Raw genomic sequence first — 18,729 nt, 5'->3', positions numbered from 1 at the left:
TGGAAGATAGCCGGATTTCCCGCTGGGCCGCAAGCATGCCGACCGGACGAGCCTCGAATACCCATCGAATCAGCAGGTGACGCACCGATATTCGCGCAACACTTGCCTACCGCGCACCGCGTCGGATAACTTGGACATGTGTCCAGCCAAAGCGTGGAAGCGACCGACGAGGCTCCCCGGGAGTCGCGCCGCAACCGCCGCCAGGAGGAAACCTTCCGCAAGGTTCTCGCCGCCGGCGTCGAGATGCTGCGGGAATCGTCCTACGCCGACCTGACGGTGCGCGCGGTCGCCAAGCGCGCCCAGGTCGCGCCGGCCACCGCCTACACCTACTTCTCCTCCAAGAACCACCTGATCGCCGAGGTGTACCTGGACCTGATCCGGGCGGTGCCGTTCTTCACCGACGTCAACGAGCCGACCGTGACCCGGGTCGACAATGCGCTGCGCAACCTGGCCCTGGTGGTCGCCGACGAGCCGGAGGTCGCGGCCGCGTGCACCACCGCGCTGCTGGCCGGCGACGACGACATCGTCCGGGCGGTCCGCGACCGGATCGGCTTCGAGATCCACCGCCGGATCACCTCCGCGATCGGGCCGACGGCCGACCCGCGGACCGTCGCCGCCCTGGAGATGACCTTCTTCGGCGCGCTGGTGCAGGCCGGCAGCGGCGTCATCAGCTACCACGAAATCGCCGACCGCCTGACCTACGTCGTCAACCTGATCCTCCGCGAGGGAGCGCAATGACAACCGCCACCAGCCCGGTGCTCGACCCGTACAGCTATGACTTCCACGAGGACCCGTACCCGTACTACCGCGCGCTGCGCGAGCGGGCCCCGGTCTATCACAACGAGGAGCTCGGGTTCTGGGCGCTGTCCCGGCACGCCGACGTGCTGGCCGGGTTCCGCAACAGCACCGCGCTGTCCAACAAGTTCGGCGTCTCGCTGGATCCGGCGTCCCGCGGCCCGCACGCCGCGCTGACCATGTCGTTTCTGGCGATGGACGATCCGGCGCACCTGCGGCTGCGCACCCTGGTGTCCAAGGGCTTCACCCCGCGGCGGATCCGCGAGCTGGAGCCGCGGGTCACCGAGATCGCCAACCAGCACCTGGACACCATGCTGGCCCGGGCGGCCGGCGGCGAAACCGTCGACTACGTCACCGAATTCGCCGGCAAGCTGCCGATGGACGTCATCTCCGAGCTGATGGGGGTGCCCGAGCCGGACCGCCAGGAGATCCGGGCCTGGGCCGATGCGGTGATGCACCGCGAGGACGGCGTCACCGACGTGCCGCCGGAGGCGATCAAGGCCTCGATCAACCTGTTCGGCTACTACCACGGGATGATCGCGCAGCGGCGCAGCCAGCCCAGCGACGACCTGACCTCGGCACTGCTGGAGGCCGAGATCGACGGGGACCGGCTCACCGACGAGGAGGTGCTGGGCTTTCTGTTCCTGATGGTGATCGCCGGCAACGAGACCACCACCAAACTGCTTGCCAATGCGGCGTTCTGGGGCCACCGCAACCCCGATCAGCTCGCCGGGCTCTACGACGACCTGGACCGGATCCCGCTGTGGGTCGAGGAGACGCTGCGCTACGACACCTCCAGCCAGATCCTGGCCCGCACCGTCGAGGGCGAGTTCAGCCTCTACGACACCACCATCGGGGACGGCGAGATCGTGCTGCTGCTGCCCGGATCGGCGCACCGCGACGAGCGGGTGTTCGAGAATCCCGACGACTTCGTCATCGGCCGCGACATCGGCGCCCGGCTGCTGAGTTTCGGCAGCGGCGCGCACTTCTGCCTTGGCGCGCACCTGGCCCGGATGGAGGGCCGGGTGGCGCTGACCGAACTGTTCAAACGGATCCGCGGCTTCGCCGTCGACGAGGACAACGCCGTCCGCGTCCACTCCAGCAATGTCCGCGGCTTCGCCGAGCTGCCCATCACCGTCGAACTTCGCTGAAAGGTTCCCCCACCAATGCCACGCTTTGATCCCCTGCCCGACCGTCGCCCGGCATTCGTGGCCGGCGCCTCCTCCGGGATCGGCGCCGCCACCGCGGTCGAACTCGCCGCCAACGGCTTCCCGGTCGCACTGGCCGCCCGCCGGGTGGAGAAATGCCAGGAGCTGGTCGACAAGATCCGCGCCGACGGCGGCGAGGCCGTCGCCGTCGCCCTGGACGTCACCGACCCCGGCTCGGTGACCGAGGCCGTCAAGGCCGCCACCGCCGAACTCGGCGAGATCGAGGTGCTGGTCGCCGGCGCCGGCGACACCAACTTCGGCAGGCTCGCCGAGATGCCGACCGACGATTTCGATGCCCAGTTGCAGATCCACCTGATCGGCGCGAACCGGCTGATGACCGCGGTGGTCGACGGGATGATCGAGCGCCGCCGCGGCGACCTGATCTTCGTCGGCTCCGACGTCGCGCTGCGCCAACGCCCGCACATGGGCGCCTACGGCGCGGCCAAGGCCGCCCTGGTCGCCATGGTGACCAACCTGCAGATGGAGCTGGAGGGCACCGGGGTGCGGGCCTCGATCGTGCATCCCGGACCGACCATGACCGCGATGGGCTGGAACCTGCCGGTGGAGAAGATCGGCCCGGCCCTGGAGGACTGGGCCAAGTGGGGCCAGGCCCGGCACAACTATTTCCTGCGCCCGGCGGACCTGGCCCGGGCCATCACCTTCGTCGCGCAGACCCCGCGCGGCGGATTCATCGCCAACATGGAGCTGCAGCCCGAGGCCCCGCTGGCCGAGACCACCGATCGGCAGAAGCTCGCCGTCGAGGAGGGGAACTGACATGACCGCCACCACCAAAGAGGTACCCCGGGTCTCCGGGGGCGAGGACGACGAACACGGCCACCTCGAGGAGTTCCGCACCGATCCGATCGGGTTGATGCAGCGGGTCCGCGATGAATGCGGCGACGTCGGCTGGTTCCAGCTGGCCGGCAAGAAGGTCATCCTGGTCTCCGGCGCGGTGCCCAACGAATTCTTCTTCCGCGCACCGGATTCCGAGCTCGACCAGGCCGAGGCCTACCCGTTCATGACGCCGATCTTCGGCGAGGGCGTGGTCTTCGACGCCAGCCCGGAGCGCCGCGCGGAGATGCTGCACAACACCGCGCTGCGCGGCGAGCACATGAAGGGCCACGCCACCACCATCGAGCGCGAGGTCCGCACGATGATCGAGAACTGGGGCGACGAGGGCGAGATCGACCTGCTGGAGTTCTTCGCCGAGCTGACCATCTACACCTCGACGGCCTGCCTGATCGGGACCAAGTTCCGCAACCAGCTCGATTCCCGGTTCGCCAACTACTACCACCTGCTGGAGCGCGGCACCGATCCGCTCTGCTACGTCGACCCGTACCTGCCGATCGAGAGCTTCCGGATCCGCGACGAGGCCCGCGCCGGGCTGGTGGAGCTGGTCCAGGGCGTGATGAACGACCGAATCGCCAACCCGCCCAAGGACAAGGCCGATCGGGACATGCTGGACGTGCTGGTCTCGATCCCCGGCGACGACGGCACCCCGCGGTTCTCGGCCAGCGAGATCACCGGCATCTTCATCTCGCTGATGTTCGCCGGGCACCACACCAGCTCGGGCACCTCGTCGTGGACGCTGATCGAGCTGCTGCGCAACCCGGAGATCTACGCCCAGGTCCAGTCCGAGCTCGACGAGCTCTACGCCGACGGCCAGGAGGTGAGTTTCCATGCGCTGCGCCAGATTCCGATCCTGGAGAACGTGCTCAAGGAGACCCTGCGGCTGCACCCGCCGCTGATCATCCTGATGCGGGTGGCCCAGGACGAGTTCGAGGTCGAGGGCTACCCGATCCACAAGGGCGACCTGGTGGCGGCCACCCCGGCGATCTCCAACCGGATCCCCGAGGACTTCCCGAACCCGGACTCCTTCGACCCGGACCGCTACGAGAAGCCGCGCCAGGAGGATCTGCTCAACCGCTGGACCTGGATCCCGTTCGGGGCGGGCCGGCACCGCTGCGTGGGCGCGGCGTTCGCGCAGATGCAGATCAAGGCGATCTTCTCGGTGCTGCTGCGCGAGTACGAGTTCGAGTTGTCCCAGCCGCCGGAGAGCTACCGCAACGACCACTCCAAGATGGTCGTGCAGTTGGCCCGGCCGGCCAAGGTCCGCTACCGCAGGCGCGTTGCGCCCTAAGGGGCCGGCCGAAATGGGTTGCTACCGCATCGAGGTCGACGAAGACCTGTGCCAGGGCCACGCCATGTGCGAGCTCGAGGCGCCGGAGGTGTTCCGGGTGCCCAAACGCGGCACCGTCGAGATTCTTCAACCCGAACCGCCCGACGAACTCCGCGAGGACGTCGAGCGGGCCGTCGAGATGTGCCCGACCCGGGCACTCACCGTTACCGAGAAAGAGGACTGAACATGGCGTCACGCGAAGCGCTGGAGGACTGGGCCGACCGCTGGCTGCAGGCCAACCGCGAGGCCGAGCAGGCCGGCGACTGGAAGCCGCTGGCCGAGTTCTACACCGACGACGCCAGCTACGGCTGGAACATCGGCCCCAAGGAGGACGTGATGTGCCTCGGCAAGGACCAGATCCGCGAGGTGGCCCTCGGCCTGGAGATGGAGGGCCTGGAGAACTGGGTCTACGAGTACCGCAAGGTGCTCATCGACGAGAAGCAGAACGAGATCGTCGGGTTCTGGAAGCAGATCGCGCACAAGTCCGACGGCGGCACCGACGAGATCTACGGCATCGGCGGCAGCTGGTTCCGGCTCGACGAGAACCTGCTGATCGAGTGGCAGCGCGACTTCTTCGACTTCGGGCACGTGCAGAAGGCGTTCATGAACCTGATCGGCTCCGGGGACCTGACCCCGACCATGCAGAAGCGCATCGAGCGCAGCCTGGCCGGGGAGAAGCTGCCCGGCTACTACCCGCTCGGGCAGGCGCCGTCCCCGCTGTTCTGACAGCCTGCCAAGCGTTTGCTTGGGTACCCTGTGACACAACTAACTAGAGGCTCTAGTCTGGTTGACCGAAGCCTAATCCGCTCCAACGGAAAGCAAGGATGAGTTATGAAGACCAAGGGCGCCCTGATCTGGGAGTTCAACCAGCCGTGGTCGATCGAAGAGATCGAGATCGGCGACCCCGTCAAGGACGAGGTCAAGATCCAGATGGAAGCGTCCGGAATGTGCCATTCCGATCACCACCTGGTGACCGGTGACATTCCGATGGCCGGATTCCCGGTGCTCGGCGGGCACGAGGGCGCCGGCGTCATCACCGAGGTCGGGCCCGGGGTGGAGCACCTGGCCCCCGGCGACCACGTGGTGCTGTCCTTCATCCCGTCCTGCGGCGAATGCCCGTCGTGTCAGGCCGGCCTGCGCAACCTGTGCGACCTGGGCGCGGGCCTGCTGTCAGGCACCGCGGTGTCCGACGGCACCCACCGGGTGCACGCCATGGACGGCACCCCGGTCATCCCGATGACCCTGCTCGGCACCTTCAGCCCGTACATGGTGGTGCACAAGAGCTCGGTGGTGAAGATCGACCCGAGCATCCCGTTCGAGGTGGCCTGCCTGGTCGGCTGCGGTGTCACCACCGGCTACGGCTCGGCGGTGCGCTCCGGTGACGTCCGCCCCGGCGACGACGTGGTCATCGTCGGCGTCGGCGGCGTCGGCATGGGCGCGCTGCAGGGCGCGCTCAACGCCGGTGCCCGCAACGTGTTCGCCGTCGACCCGGTGGAGTGGAAGCGCGAGCAGGCGCTCAAGTTCGGCGCCACCCACGTCTACCCGGACATCTTCTCCGCGATGGCCGGGGTCGCCGAGGTCACCGCGGGCCGGATGGCCGCCAAGACCATCGTCACCCCCGGTGAGCTGCACGGCGAGGACATCGACCACTACCTCAACATCACCGCCAAGGGCGGCACCTGCGTGGTCACCGCGGTGGCCAACATGGCGCACACCGATGTGAAGCTGAACCTGGCGATGCTGACGCTGCTGCAGAAGCGGCTGCAGGGCACCATCTTCGGCGGCGGCAACCCGCACCACGACATCCCGGCGCTGCTGTCGATGTACCAGGCCGGCCGGCTCAACCTCGACGACATGGTCACCCGGCAGTACAAGCTGGAGCAGATCAACGACGGCTACAAGGACATGCTGGAGGGCCGCAACATCCGCGGCGTCATCCGCTACACCGACGCCGACCGGTAACCGGTCGCGCCGCACACCGTCCCGGTGGCCATGGGCTCTCTATGCTGAGTCCATGGCCACCATTTTTTCCCGGATCATCAATCGGGAACTGCCCGGGCGGTTCGTCTACGAGGACGACGAGTTCGTCGCGTTCCTGACCATCGAGCCGATGAGCCCCGGCCACACCCTGGTGGTGCCCCGGGCCGAGATCGACCAGTGGCAGGACCTGCCGCCGGACGTGCACGGCCGGCTGATGGCGGTGGCCCAGAAGATCGGCCGCGCGGTGGTCACCGCGTTCGACGCCCCGCGGGCCGGGCTGCTGGTCGCCGGGCTGGAGGTGCCGCACCTGCACGTGCACGTGTTCCCGCTGCGCGAGCTGACCGACATCGGCTTCGCCGGGGTGGACCGCAACCCCAGCCCGGAGTCCCTCGACGAGGCTCAGGCCAAGATCATCGCGGCGCTCGCCGACGGCTGATCGCCGCAGCTGCGCGGGATGGCCACCCGGAACCGGCAGCCATCGCCCGGGGCGGTGCTGACGGTCACGCTGCCGTGGTGCGCGCGCACCAGCGAATCGACGATGGACAGGCCCAGCCCGGTGCCGCCGCTGCTGCGGGTCCGGGACACGTCGGCCCGGTAGAACCGCTCAAACACCCGCTGGGCATCCTCGGCGGTCATCCCCGGCCCCTGGTCGGCGACCTCCAGGATCGCGTCGTCGCCCGCGGTGCCGACCCGCACGGTGATCGCGGCGTCGGCCGGGGTGTGCTGCAGGGCGTTGCTCACCAGGTTCGACAGCACCTGGCGCAGCCGGGCGTCGTCGCCGATCACCTGCGGGATGCCGGGGCCGTCGAACACCGCCATGGCGATCCGCCGGTCCGGAGCCACCGAGCGCGCGTCGTGCACGGCGTCGCTGGCCAGCGCCAGCAGGTCCACCGGGTGACGGTCCAGCGGGCGCTGGGCATCGAGGCGGGCCAGCAGCAGCAGGTCCTCCACCAGCAGCCCCATCCGGCCGGCCTCGCTCTCGATCCGCGACATCAGCAGCTCCAGGTCGCGGGCCGCGCCCTGGCGGTACAGCTCGGCGAAGCCGCGGATGGTGGTCAGCGGGGTGCGCAGCTCGTGGCTGGCGTCGGTGATGAACCGGCGCATCCGCTGCTCGGAGCGCTTGGCGTGCTCGGCCGAGGATTCCGAGTCGGCCACCGCGCGCTGAATCTGGGCCAGCATCCCGTTGAGCGCCAGGTTCAGCCGGCCCACCTCGGTGCGGGGGTCACGCTCCGGGACGCGACGGTCGAGCTCCCCGGCGGCGATCGCGGCGGCGGTCTGCTCGACCTCCACCAGCGGCCGCAGGCTGCGCTGCACCAGCGCGTAGCCGACCACCCCGAGCACCAACAGCACCCCGACGCCGATGCCGGCCTGGGCGTAGACCAGTGACCGGACGGTGGAATCGACCTCGGAGAGGTCCATCGCGACGGTGGTCAGCGCGCCGTCCGGGCCGTGCAGCGACACCGCCCGCCACCGCACGTCGGTGTCCCCCACCGAGCCGACGGTGGTCGGCACCGGGCCGACGTCGAGGGCGCCGGCCAGGTCCGGCTCGGCGCCGCCGTCGTTGACCGCCATCCACTTGTGGCCGCCGCTGTCCACCCCGCTGACGTAGAACTTCGACGGCGGCCGGCCCGGGTTGGGGCCGTCGTGCACCCGGGCCGGGTCGCGCCGGGGGGCCTGCACCCAGGTGGCGGTGGCGTCCAGCAGCGTCTGATCCACCCGGTTGATCAGGCTGTGCCGCAGGATGCTGGTCACCGCGATGCCCGACCCCAGCAGGCCGCAGGCCACCAGCACCAGGGCCGCGGCGACCAGGCTGATTCGCAGTGGAACTCCGCTGTTGCCGACACCCCGCCCCGTCATGGACCCCATCATCGCCCCAGGGCGCGCCTCAGCGTGGCTCGCGCAGCACGTAGCCGACGCCGCGCAGCGTGTGCAGCAGCCGCTTCTCCCCGGTGTCGACCTTGCGCCGCAGGTAGGAGACGTAGGACTCGACGACGTTGACGTCACCGCCGAAGTCGTAGCGCCACACGTGGTCGAGGATCTTCGGCTTGCTCAGCACGGTGCCCGCGTTGATGACGAAGTAGCGCAGCAGGGTGAACTCGGTCGGCGACAGCGCCACCGGCTCGCCGGCCTTCCACACCTCGTGGGTGTCCTCGTCGAGTTCGATGTCGGAGAACGTCAGCCGGCAGCTCTTCGGCGCCGCCGCTCCCCGGCCGGCGCGGCGCAGGATGACCCGCAGCCGGGCCACCACCTCCTCCAGGCTGAACGGCTTGGTGACGTAGTCGTCCCCGCCCAGGGTCAGCCCGGCGATCTTGTCCTGCAGGCTGTCGCGGGCGGTGAGGAACAGCGCCGGGGCGTCGATGCCGTCGGCGCGCAGCCGGCGCAGCACCCCGAAGCCGTCCATCCCGGGCATCATCACGTCCAGGATCACCGCGTCCGGGCGCACTTCCCTGGCCCGGTCCAGGGCGGCCGGCCCGTTGCCGGCGGTGTGCACCTCGAACCCCTGGAACTTCAGGCTCACGCTCAGCAGTTCGACGATGTTGGCTTCGTCGTCGACCACCAGAACCCGGGCCTCCGGTTCAGCCGCCGCCTTCGAGGTCGCCGTCGCCTTCGAGACTGTCATGGTGTCCATTCCCTCACGGTTCGGTGACCATCCTCTGCCCGAACGCTGTGGAATTGCTGTGAGCGCCACGTCGTCGTATCACCGGCGCCCCACCCGGCGCGGGCCATAGACTGACGGCATGAACCTCGGCGACGCCCTCGTCAATGTGGCGACTGCCCCGCTCCGGATCGGGCTGGCCGCCACCCAGCTGGGCCTTGAGGTCGCCTCCGAGGTGGTCAACGTGGCCAGGCAGGCGACCGCCGAGGTGCCCGGGGTGGTCGGCGGCAACCCGAACGCAATGGTGCACCTGTTCGGGCTCGACGACACCGTCGCCCGCGCGCAGCGCATCGTGCGCTTTGCCGACGACCTGTTCGACGCCGACGCGCCGCTGGCCCGCGCGCTGGCCCCGGACGGCCCGGTGGAGCGGCTGATGCGCCCGGGCGGACTGCTGGACCGGCTCACCGCGCCGGGCGGGGTGCTCGACAAGCTGACCGCCGAGGGCGGCGGGCTGGACCGCGCGCTGGCCCCCGGCGGGCTGGTCGACCAACTGCTCGACGAGAACGGTCTGGTCGAACAGCTGCTGGCCGCCGACGGGCTGATCGACCGGATCATCGCCGAGGACGGGCTGGCGCAGCGGCTGCTGGCCCCCGACGGCGTGGTCGACCGGCTGCTGGCCGAGGACGGCGTGGTGGAGAAGCTGACCGCGCGGAACGGCCCGCTGGAGCAGCTGACCACCCTCACCGAGGGCCTGGCCGCGCTGACCCCGACGATCGACACCCTGCAGGACGCCGTCGTCACGCTCAGCCAGGTGGTCAACCCGCTGAGCAATATCGCCGACCGGATCCCGCTGGGCCGGGTCCGGCCGCGCCGGGTCGGCTCCCGCACCGTCGCGTCCCCGCGCGTCATCGACGCCGACGAGTGACCCGCTAGGCTGTGCCCGCGGCCGCAGCGCCGCCCCGCCTCCGTAGCTCAGTGGTAGAGCACCGCTCTTGTAAAGCGAAGGTCGTCGGTTCAATCCCGACCGGGGGCTCCGATCCGGTCCGCCCGGTTGCCGAAACAACCACCCCGACGCCGATCCGCGTCCTAGGCTGCCCGCAGCAGCTGCAACCGGGGAGGCCAACGTGGCGTCGTTCATGGAAAGCGCCCGGCGCCGCAAGCCGGTCGAGTCGATCGCGGCGGAGACCGGGCTGGACAGCGGCGGCGGGGACCTCAGTCGCAGCATCGGGCTGATCGGGCTGGTCTCCATCGGCGTCGGCGGCACCATCGGCACCGGCATCTTCTTCATCCTGTCCGAGGCGGTGCCGCACGCCGGTCCGGCCGTCATCGTCTCGTTCCTGATCGCCGCGGTGGTGGCCGGGCTGACCGCGCTGTGCTACGCGGAGCTGGCCGGCGCGGTGCCGGTGTCGGGCTCGTCGTACTCCTACGCCTACACCACCCTCGGCGAGGGCGTCGCGGTCGGCGTCGGCGCCTGCCTGCTGCTGGAGTGGGGCGTGGCGGCGGCGGCCACCTCGGTCGGCTGGTCGCAGTACGTCAACCGGTTCCTGCTCAACGCCTTCGACTTCACCCTGCCGGCCCAGCTGTCCAACGCCCCCGAGGAGGGCGGCTGGGTCAACCTGCCGGCCATCGTGCTGATCATCATGTGCACCCTGCTGCTGATCCGCGGGGTCAGCGAGTCGGCGAGGGTCAACGCCGCCATGGTGGGGATCAAGCTGCTGGTGCTGATCGGGTTCGTGGTGATCGGTTCGCAGGGCTTCGACGCCGACAACATGAAGCCGTTCTTCCTGGACACCGGCATCGGCGGCATCGGCCTGGCGGCCAGCATCATCTTCTTCACCTTCGTCGGCCTGGACGGCGTCGCGGCCGCCGGCGAGGAGGCCAAGAACCCGCGGCGCAACCTGCCGCTGGCGCTGATGATCTCGCTGCTGCTGGTCACGGTGATGTACGTGGCGGTGGCGCTGGTCGCCGTCGGCGCCCAGCCGACCGGGGATTTCGAGAACCAGAAGGCGGGCCTGTCGGACATCCTGGAGAAGGTGGTCGGCTCGTCCTGGCCGGGCACCGCGCTGGCCGTCGGCGCGATCATCTCGATCTTCAGCGTCACCCTGGTGTCGATGTACGGCCAGACCCGCATCCTGTTCGCCATGTCGCGCGACGGCATGGTGTCGCCGGTCTTCCACAAGGTGAACCCCCGCACCCTGGCCCCGGTGCAGAACACCCTGATCGTCGCGGTGGTCATCGCGATCCTGGCCGGCTTCATCCCGATCAACTTCCTGGCGGAGATGACCAGCGTCGGCACCCTGGCCGCCTTCGTCACGGTGTCGATCGGCGTCATCATCCTGCGCCGCCGGGCCCCCGAGCTCAGGCGCAGCTTCAAGGTGCCGCTGTACCCGCTGACCCCGATCCTGTCGATCGCCGGTGCGCTGTGGATCATCAGCCAGCTGCGGCCGATCACGCTGTATGTGTTCATCGGCTGGGTGGCGCTGGCGCTGGTCTGGTACGCGCTCTACGCGCGCGGGCACTCCAAGCTGGCCGACCATGCGCCGTCGCTGCGGGAGCTGGACGGCCGGCCATGACGATCCTGATCGGCTACCCGCTGAAGCTGCGGGCCAGGGCGGTGACCAACCTGGCCGCCATGCTGGCCCGGACCACCGGCGAGGACCTGGTGGTGTGCGCGGTCGCCCCGGCGCCGTGGATGCCCGGGCTGTCCCGCGCGGACCAGGGCTACCGGGACTACATCGACGAGCTGATCGGCGGGGCGCACGCACTGGCCCGCGCCGACCTGCCCACCGACCTGACCGTGCGCTACACCTCGGTGTCGGCCAAGTCCGCGCCGGCCGGCCTGATGGAGACCGCCGCCGAGCTGGCCGCCAGCTGCATCGTGGTCGGCTCCTCGGACTCCGGGCAGTTCGGCTACGTCTCGCTGTCCAGCGTCGCCGACCGGCTGCTGCACAGCTCCGCGGTACCGGTGGCGGTCGCCCCCCGCGGCTACCGCGGCGGCGCCGCGCCGGTCACCCGGGTGACGCTGGCGTTCACCGGCGGCAAGCACAACTCGCTGCTGCTGGTGTTCGCCCGGGAACTGGCCGCCCGGTACGGCTGCCAGCTGCGGCTGGCCTCGTTCGCGGTGCATCTGTCGCCGCCGGAGACCGCCCGGTTCACCACCGAGGGCGGCCAGGTGCTGGCGGAGTGGACGGAGAACATCTACGCGGCCGCCGAGCGGGCGCTGACCCCGGCCGACGGCCAGGCGCCGGCCGGACCGCCGGAGATCGTCATCGGCCACGGCGAGGATTGGGACGACGCGTTCGAGGAGATCGACTGGCAACCCGGCGACCTGCTGGTGGTCGGCTCCAGCGAGGCCGGGCCGATCGAGCGGGTTTTTCTCGGTTCGCGGGCGACCAAGATCGTCCGGCATTCCCCGGTTCCGGTGCTGGTGGTGCCCCGCGCGGTGGCCCGAGAGACCGCCGAGGACGCCTGAGCAACGACCGACACGGGTGAAACGCGTCACAGTCACCGCGGCGTCGACCCTGTTCACCAGGCTTTAGCCGCCGACACGCGAAAGGTTCTCTCAGGTCAGCGCCGCATACTGACCCGATGTCGCGCAGCCGCCACCGGCTGCCGCGGAAGAAACCGCGGCGCCTCCCCGTCCTGGCGCGTGTCGCCATGGTCGTGGTGTCGGTCGGCGCGCTGAGCACCACCGCGTTCGGCTGGGTCAAGGTGCACGACGTGATCGGCGGGATCACCGTGTCGCAGGCCCTGGACGCCGTCGATCGGTCCACCGGGGCCGGCACCAACATCCTGCTGATCGGCCTGGACTCCCGCAAGGACCAGCACGGCGACGAACTGCCCAGGGAGATCCTGGACAAGCTGCACGCCGGCGACTCCGATTCCGGCGGCTACAACACCAACACGTTGATCCTGATGCATGTCGAACCGGACGGCGCGGGCGGGGAGAATTCCGTCGCGTTCTCCATCCCGCGCGACGACTACGTCCCGTTCGCCGGGGTGCCCGGCTACGACCACATCAAGATCAAGGAGGCCTACGGGCTGACCAAGGCCTACGTCGCCGAGCAACTCGCCGAGCAGGGCGTCGCCGATCAGCAGGAGCTGGAGACCCGCGGCCGGGAGGCCGGCCGCAAGGCCACCATCAAGGCGGTCCGGGAGCTGACCGGGGTGCCGATCGACCTGTTCGCCGAGGTGAATCTCGCCGGGTTCTACGGCATCGCCCAGAGCCTCGGCGGGGTGCGGGTGTGCCTGAACCACGCGGTGTACGACGAGTATTCCGGCGCGGACTTCCCGGCCGGCCTGCAGACCCTCGACGCCGCCCAGTCGCTGGCGTTCGTCCGGCAGCGGCACGGCCTGGACAACGGTGACCTGGATCGGACCCGGCGCCAGCAGGCGTTCCTGCTTTCGGTGGTGCGCCAGCTCAACAGCTCCGGCACCTTCACCGACGTGGGCAAGCTCGACGCGCTGATGGACGTCGCGCACAAGGACGTGGTGCTGTCCCAGGGCTGGGATCCCGCCCAGTTCAAGCGGCTGGAGGCGCTGGCGGGCGGCGCCGTGGAGTTCCGCACCCTGCCGGTGCTGCGCTACCAGGTGGTCAACGGCCAGGACGTCAACATCGTCGACCCGGCCGCGATCCGCGCCGAGGTGGCCGCCGCGTTCGGCCACCCCGAACCCGACGCGCCGGCCACCGCGCCGCCGAACCCGGACACCGTCGTCGACGTCGTCAACGCCGGCGAGACCGCCGGGATGGCCGCCCGGGTCTTGGCGGACCTGACCACCCGCGGCTTCACCGCCGGGCAGAGCCGCGATCCGCTGGCCGATGATCCGACCGTCACCGCGGTGGGCTACGGGGCGGGCGCCGAGTCCGACGCCCGGTCCGCCGCCACCGCGCTGGGCATCGACACCGCCGCGGTGGCGCCCGACGCCACGCTGGCACCGGGCCGGGTGCGGGTCGTCGTCGACGCCGACTTCACCCCGCCGCCGGCCACCGAACCGGTCGCGGCGGAAATCCAGACCGAGACCGAGACCGACGCCGAGCCGCCGGCGTCCTCGGCGGTGACCGCCGGGTACACCAATTCCACCGCGGCCGGCTGGGCCGACCCGAGCCCCGCCGTCGGCCCGCCGCTGGGCGGGGACGACATTCCCTGCGTGAACTGACCCGCCGGCCACCGGGGGTGGCCGCCGGCCGGTGGACAAGGCCAGGCTAACCTCATACATTGCGGATCGGTTTCGACGGCAACGGACGGGGGATGCGATGACTGCGGAAACCGCTGGACCGGTCGGTGGCCCCACCTCATGGCGCTGACCGGCACCGCGCCCCGGCCTGCCGCCATCCCGGGGCAGAGCCTGCGCAGCATCGGCCGCGGCGCAGTGCTGGCCGGGTCCGTCGTTCGGTACGGCGTCGGCGACACCGTCACGCTGCGGCTGCCGGTCGGCGAACTGCTGGTGCAGGCCTGGACGCTGCTGCGGGTGACCGCCACCCCGGCCCTGCTGATGGCGATCCCGATCGGCGCACTGGTGTCGGTTCAGGTCGGCGGCCTGGTCAACCAGCTCGGCGCGACCTCCATGGTCGGGGCGGCCAGCGGTTTCGGGGTGCTGCGCCAGGGCGCCCCGATGGCCGCCGGATTCCTGATGGGCGGGGTCGCCGCCGCGGCCATCGCCTCCGACCTGGGCGCCCGGCAGATCCGGGAGGAACTCGACGCGCTGCGCGCGATGGGGATCGACCCGGTGCGCCGGCTGGTCGTCCCGCGGGTGCTGGCGCTGCTGCTGATCGCGCCGCTGCTGTGCTTCGCCATCATCGCCTCCGCGGTCACCGCGGCCTACCTGATCGCGGTGGGCCTCAACGACGTCACCCCGGGCAGCTTCTGGATGTCCTTCGGCACCTTCGCCCGGACCGTCGACCTGTGGGCCGCGGTCGCCAAAACGGTGGTGTTCGCCGCCATCGTCGGGATCGTCTCCTCGCTGCGCGGCATCGAGGCCCGCCGCGGCCCGCGCGGGGTGGCCGACGCGGTGAACTCGGCGGTGGTCCTCAACGTGGTGTGCATCGTGATCGCCAACGTCTCGATCACCGCCGCGCTGACCATGTTCGTGCCGATGGAGATCTCCTAGTGACCGCGGCGATGACCGGCGCGGTCACCGGCGCGCTGGGTGCCGGGCCCCGATTCCTGCGGGCCGTCGGCCAGTGGACGCTGTTCGTCGGCCAGACGCTGTGGTACCTGCCGCTGACGGTGCGCCGCTACCGCCGCCAGACCTGGCAGGCGATGAACGGGCTGGCCTGGGGCCGCGGCTCGCTGATCGTCGACGGCGGGGTGCTGTCGGTGCTGCTCATCATGGGCGCCGCGATGGGCGCCTCGGTGGCGATCGAGGCGTTCTCCATCCTGAACCTGATGGGCTTCGGCGCGCTGTCGGGCATCGTCGGCGGCGTCGCCAACGTCCGGGAGATGGCCCCGCTGGTGGCCGGCATCGCCTTCGCCGTGCAGGCCGGCACCCGGATGACCGCCGAGATCGGGTCGATGCGGATCTCCGAGGAGATCGACGGCACCGAGGCGATGGGCCTGCACCCGATCCCGTTCGTGGTGGGCAGCCGGCTGCTCGGGGCGCTGGCCTGCATGATCCCCGGCTACCTGGTGGTGCTGATCACCAGCTTCGGCGCCGCCCACACCGTCATCACCGCCATTCGCGACCAACCCGCGGGCACCTACCGGCACTACTTCGTGCAGTTCCTGTCCGCCACCGACATCGGCTACTCGCTGTCCAAGGCCATCGTGTTCTGCGTGCTGGTCACCCTGATCCACTGCTACTACGGCTACTTCGCCGACGGCGGCCCGGTCGGGGTGGGCGAGGCCTCCGGGCGGGCGATCCGCGCCAGCCTGGTGAGCATCGTGGTGGTCAACTTCGCCCTGACCGTGGCCCTGTGGGGCCTGCGACCCGAGTTCGTCTTCACCGGGTAGCCGCCGAATGTTGCTGCGCACCTCCGAGGAACGCCAGACCCGGATCCTGACCCGGGTCGGGCTGGCCGTGCTGTCGGTCCTGGCGCTGGCGGCCGGGCTGGCCGTGCGGCTTCCGCTCGGCGGCGCCGATGCCCAGCACACGCTGAGCATCGACACCGACTACGTCGGCAACGGCGTCACCGACGGCACCCCGGTGCTGATGCACGGGATCCGGATCGGGCAGGTCGCCACGGTCACCGGCCGGCCCGGCGGCGGCGCCCGGCTGAACCTGACGCTGGACCCGGCGGCCGCCGCCGGCCTGAGCACCGACCTGGCGATGGACTACCGCCCGGCGAACTATTTCGGCATCACCGGGGTGCACCTGTCGGCCGGCCCGGCCGGCGGGCCCGCGCTGCCCGACGGGGCGCGGCTGACCCTGGACCCGCGCGGCAACTTCACCATGCCGGAATTCCTGTCCCGGCTCGGCGCGCTGACCGACGGCGTGATCACCCCCGAGCTGGTGTCGGTGATCGACCGCGCCACCCGCTACGTCGACGGGCTGACCCCGCTGCTGGAGACCGTGCTGCTGGTCACCGGGGCCGTCGCCGCCGTGCAGACCGCCCCGACCGGCGACCTGGTCCGCAACGCCGCGGGCATCGCGGTGGCCGCACCCTCGTTCGTCGACGCCGTCACCAACGTGGCCGGCCGGCTCGACGGCGCCGGGCTGGCCGACCTCGACGAGCAGTTCTTCACCGACCGGTTCCTGGCAACCATCCAGCTGGCCTCGACCGGCCTGTTCGGCACCGTCGGCACCCTGCTGTCCAGCAACGTGCGCAACCTGCTGCCGGCCACCGAGGTGGTCCAGTCGCTGGCCCGGCCGGTGCCCAACATCGCCGCGACGGAGCAGATCTCGGAGTCGCTGGTGGAGCTGCGGACCCGCTTCGAGCGGATGTACGAGGGCTCCGGGGACCAGCGGGCGCTGCGGGTCCGGGTCACCCTGGACCAGCTGCCGGGTCTGGCCGCCGGGCTGCAGGCGATGGGGGCCACACCGTGACCCGACGCCGCAGCACCCTCACCCCCGGCAAGGCGCTGCTGCGCCTGCTGCTCGCCGCGGTGCTGGCCGGGACCGCCGGCGTCACGGTGGTCAACGTGCTGGGCCAGCCGGTGGCCGGCCCGACCCGGGCCTACACCGCCGAGTTCACCGACGCCTCCGGGGTGCAGGGCGACACCCAGGTGCGGGTGCGCGGCCTGCCGGTCGGCAAGGTCGACGCGGTGCGGGTGGTGCGCCGCGGCGGCCAGAGCCTGGCCGAGGTCGACTTCCGGGTGCAGCACCGGTTCGCGGTGACCGAGCACTCCCGGGTGGCGGTGAGGTTCGCCGCGCTGACCGGGCTGCGCTACCTGGAGCTCATCGATCCGGTCGACGCCGAGAGCGACGGCCCGCCGGCGCGGATCGTGACGCACCTGCCGACCGCGATGACGCTGCCGTCGCTGGACGTCACCACGCTGTTCAACGGCATGCAGCCGGTGCTGGCCACCCTGAGCCCCGAGCAGATCAACACCTTCACCGACAACGTCGCGACGCTGCTGTCCGGCGACGGCGACGGGGTCGGCCCGATGCTGGCCAGCATCCGGACCCTGACCGAGTTCGTCACCGACCGGCAATCGGTGATCGCCACCCTGATGAACAACCTCAGCGCACTGTCGGAGGCCACCGGCGGGCGGTCCCGGGAACTGATCCAGCTGATCGACTGGGCCAACCGGCCGATCGACGCGGCGATGCAGGTGCTCGACGAGTTCCGCAAGTCCGCGCTGTACGGCCCGGAGTTCACCGGGGCGCTGGCCCGGCTGCTGGGCAACCTGGGCCTGCGCCGCGGCGCCGACCTCGACGACGGCCTGGACCGGGCGCTGACCAACTTCAACGACTCCATCGACGGCTTCAAGATGGTCCCGGTGGTCTGGGAGAACATCGGGCCGCCGTCGCAGGCCGGGGACATCGTGCCGTGTTCGCGGGGCCCGGCCCAGCTGCCCGCGACGATGGACGTACTGCTGGGCGGACAGCGGGTGGTGCTGTGCAATCCCTGAGACGCCCCGACAGCACGCTGCTGCTCGGGATCGGCGCCCTGCTGCTGGCCGCCGTGATCGCGGTGACCGCGGTGACGCTGTACACCGGCCCGCCCGGGCAGCGGCCGGTGGTCTTTTTCACCACCGACGCCGCGTCGGTGCGCCCCGGCGACCCGGTCCGGATCGCCGGGGTCAACGTCGGCCGGATCGACGAGTTGGACCTGCAGGACGACCGGGTCCGGGTCCGGGTCCTGGTGGACCGCGACGTCTTCGTCGGCGACCGATCCCAGATCCAGGTCCGGATGCGCACCGTGGTCGGCGGCCACTACACCGCCATCGTCTCCCTCGGCGACACCGCGCTGGGCACCGAACCGATCCCGGCCGACCGCGTCACCCTGCCCTACAACCTGGTCCGGACCGTCACCGACGCCACCCGGATCACCGATCAGGTCGCCGCCGGATCGGTACACGACACCCTGGACCGGGTCGCCGACGGCCTGCGCGGGGACAACGCGCACACCTTCGCCACCGTGCTGGACGCCGGCAACGCCCTGACCGCGGCGATCGACCGGCAGCGCGGCCAGCTCTCCACCATCTTGCACGTGTCCGACGAGTACCTCGACGCGCTGCGCGGCCACACCGCCGAGCTGCGCGCAATGCTGCAGAAGGTGTCGATCATCGAGGCCACCCTGGTGGTGTACGCCGAGGGCTTCGGCCGCGCGCTGGCCGGCATGGGCGACGTGCTCGACGGGCTGAACCCGGTCGGCCAGTTCTACGCCGGGAACTCCGCGTCCTTCATCGAGAAGGTGCGCAACTGGCAGGAAATCGTGGCGACCTGGGCGGAACGCTCCGGCCTGGTGGTCCGCGGCCTGCGCCGGGTCCGGGACAAGCTGGACCGGGTGCTGGACGCGCAGAACGCCCGGCCGGTGCTGCTGGCCACCGACCTGTGCATCCCGCTGCCGGATCGGGCCTGCTGATGAG

Annotated in this window: 19 protein-coding genes and 1 tRNA gene; 18 read left to right on the top strand and 2 right to left on the bottom strand. The window is 70.7% G+C overall.

What is annotated here, in order from left to right; all coding sequences use genetic code 11:
• Positions 1–138: 138 nt before the first annotated feature.
• From G6N10_RS17025 to G6N10_RS16990, 8 genes are all read left to right on the top strand, one after another.
• Complete coding sequence (locus G6N10_RS17025; protein ID WP_085092422.1) at positions 139–738, top strand: TetR/AcrR family transcriptional regulator; 600 nt, start codon at positions 139–141, stop codon at positions 736–738.
• Positions 735–1,946, top strand: coding sequence for a cytochrome P450 (locus G6N10_RS17020; RefSeq protein WP_085092421.1), 1,212 nt, complete (start codon positions 735–737; stop codon positions 1,944–1,946). The genes G6N10_RS17025 and G6N10_RS17020 overlap by 4 nt, the downstream gene beginning before the upstream one ends.
• Positions 1,947–1,961: 15 nt before the next feature.
• Complete coding sequence (locus G6N10_RS17015; RefSeq protein WP_085092420.1) at positions 1,962–2,777, top strand: SDR family oxidoreductase; 816 nt, start codon at positions 1,962–1,964, stop codon at positions 2,775–2,777.
• Between the two features lies 1 nt (position 2,778).
• On the top strand, positions 2,779–4,143 hold the full coding sequence (locus G6N10_RS17010; RefSeq protein WP_085092419.1) for a lanosterol 14-alpha demethylase: 1,365 nt from the start codon (positions 2,779–2,781) through the stop codon (positions 4,141–4,143).
• A gap of 13 nt (positions 4,144–4,156) precedes the next feature.
• The gene (locus G6N10_RS17005; RefSeq protein WP_085092418.1) at positions 4,157–4,366 is read left to right on the top strand and encodes a ferredoxin; all 210 of its coding nucleotides are present in this window, start codon (positions 4,157–4,159) and stop codon (positions 4,364–4,366) included.
• A gap of 2 nt (positions 4,367–4,368) precedes the next feature.
• Entirely contained in the window at positions 4,369–4,908 is a 540-nt protein-coding gene (locus G6N10_RS17000) for a nuclear transport factor 2-like protein (RefSeq protein WP_085092417.1), read from the top strand.
• Between the two features lie 105 nt (positions 4,909–5,013).
• A complete protein-coding gene (locus tag G6N10_RS16995; protein ID WP_085092416.1) occupies positions 5,014–6,144 on the top strand; it encodes an NDMA-dependent alcohol dehydrogenase in 1,131 nt (376 codons plus the stop codon).
• Positions 6,145–6,196: 52 nt separating this feature from the next.
• Positions 6,197–6,598, top strand: coding sequence for an HIT family protein (locus G6N10_RS16990; protein WP_085092415.1), 402 nt, complete (start codon positions 6,197–6,199; stop codon positions 6,596–6,598).
• Here the strand turns inward: G6N10_RS16990 and G6N10_RS16985 are convergent.
• Positions 6,562–8,028: a sensor histidine kinase gene (locus G6N10_RS16985; protein ID WP_109750353.1), complete on the bottom strand. Its 1,467-nt coding sequence runs from the start codon at positions 8,026–8,028 to the stop codon at positions 6,562–6,564. The genes G6N10_RS16990 and G6N10_RS16985 overlap by 37 nt on opposite strands.
• A 19-nt stretch (positions 8,029–8,047) precedes the next feature.
• Entirely contained in the window at positions 8,048–8,791 is a 744-nt protein-coding gene (locus G6N10_RS16980; protein ID WP_272937757.1) for a response regulator transcription factor, read from the bottom strand.
• Between the two features lie 109 nt (positions 8,792–8,900).
• Here G6N10_RS16980 and G6N10_RS16975 point away from each other — a divergent pair, with 109 nt between their 5' ends.
• The 10 genes from G6N10_RS16975 to G6N10_RS16925 all read left to right on the top strand — a co-directional run bounded on the left by G6N10_RS16975 (position 8,901) and on the right by G6N10_RS16925 (position 18,725).
• Positions 8,901–9,683: a hypothetical protein gene (locus tag G6N10_RS16975; RefSeq protein WP_085092413.1), complete on the top strand. Its 783-nt coding sequence runs from the start codon at positions 8,901–8,903 to the stop codon at positions 9,681–9,683.
• Positions 9,684–9,719: 36 nt separating this feature from the next.
• Positions 9,720–9,791, top strand: a tRNA-Thr gene (locus tag G6N10_RS16970).
• 103 nt (positions 9,792–9,894) lie between these two features.
• Entirely contained in the window at positions 9,895–11,331 is a 1,437-nt protein-coding gene (locus tag G6N10_RS16960; protein ID WP_179962904.1) for an amino acid permease, read from the top strand.
• Positions 11,328–12,230, top strand: a complete 903-nt coding sequence (locus tag G6N10_RS16955; RefSeq protein WP_109750350.1) for a universal stress protein — start codon at positions 11,328–11,330, stop codon at positions 12,228–12,230. Before G6N10_RS16960 ends, G6N10_RS16955 begins: the two co-directional genes overlap by 4 nt.
• A gap of 116 nt (positions 12,231–12,346) precedes the next feature.
• Complete coding sequence (locus G6N10_RS16950) at positions 12,347–13,915, top strand: LCP family protein (RefSeq protein WP_085092411.1); 1,569 nt, start codon at positions 12,347–12,349, stop codon at positions 13,913–13,915.
• Between the two features lie 138 nt (positions 13,916–14,053).
• Positions 14,054–14,866 carry an ABC transporter permease gene (locus tag G6N10_RS16945; protein WP_085092410.1) on the top strand — a complete coding sequence of 271 codons (813 nt, stop codon included), beginning with the start codon at positions 14,054–14,056 and terminating at the stop codon, positions 14,864–14,866.
• Positions 14,867–14,877: 11 nt separating this feature from the next.
• Positions 14,878–15,708 (top strand): MlaE family ABC transporter permease, encoded by an 831-nt coding sequence (locus G6N10_RS16940; protein WP_085092429.1) that lies wholly within the window; start codon positions 14,878–14,880, stop codon positions 15,706–15,708.
• A gap of 7 nt (positions 15,709–15,715) precedes the next feature.
• Positions 15,716–16,741, top strand: a complete 1,026-nt coding sequence (locus tag G6N10_RS16935; RefSeq protein ID WP_085092409.1) for an MlaD family protein — start codon at positions 15,716–15,718, stop codon at positions 16,739–16,741.
• The gene (locus G6N10_RS16930; protein ID WP_234810395.1) at positions 16,738–17,769 is read left to right on the top strand and encodes an MlaD family protein; all 1,032 of its coding nucleotides are present in this window, start codon (positions 16,738–16,740) and stop codon (positions 17,767–17,769) included. The genes G6N10_RS16935 and G6N10_RS16930 overlap by 4 nt, the downstream gene beginning before the upstream one ends.
• Positions 17,757–18,725, top strand: coding sequence for an MlaD family protein (locus tag G6N10_RS16925; protein WP_308206059.1), 969 nt, complete (start codon positions 17,757–17,759; stop codon positions 18,723–18,725). Before G6N10_RS16930 ends, G6N10_RS16925 begins: the two co-directional genes overlap by 13 nt.
• Positions 18,726–18,729: the final 4 nt, after the last annotated feature.

It is taken from the genome of Mycolicibacterium fallax, from assembly GCF_010726955.1.
Taxonomy (GTDB): domain Bacteria; phylum Actinomycetota; class Actinomycetes; order Mycobacteriales; family Mycobacteriaceae; genus Mycobacterium; species Mycobacterium fallax.
This window is presented reverse-complemented; position numbering and strand designations above follow the sequence as displayed.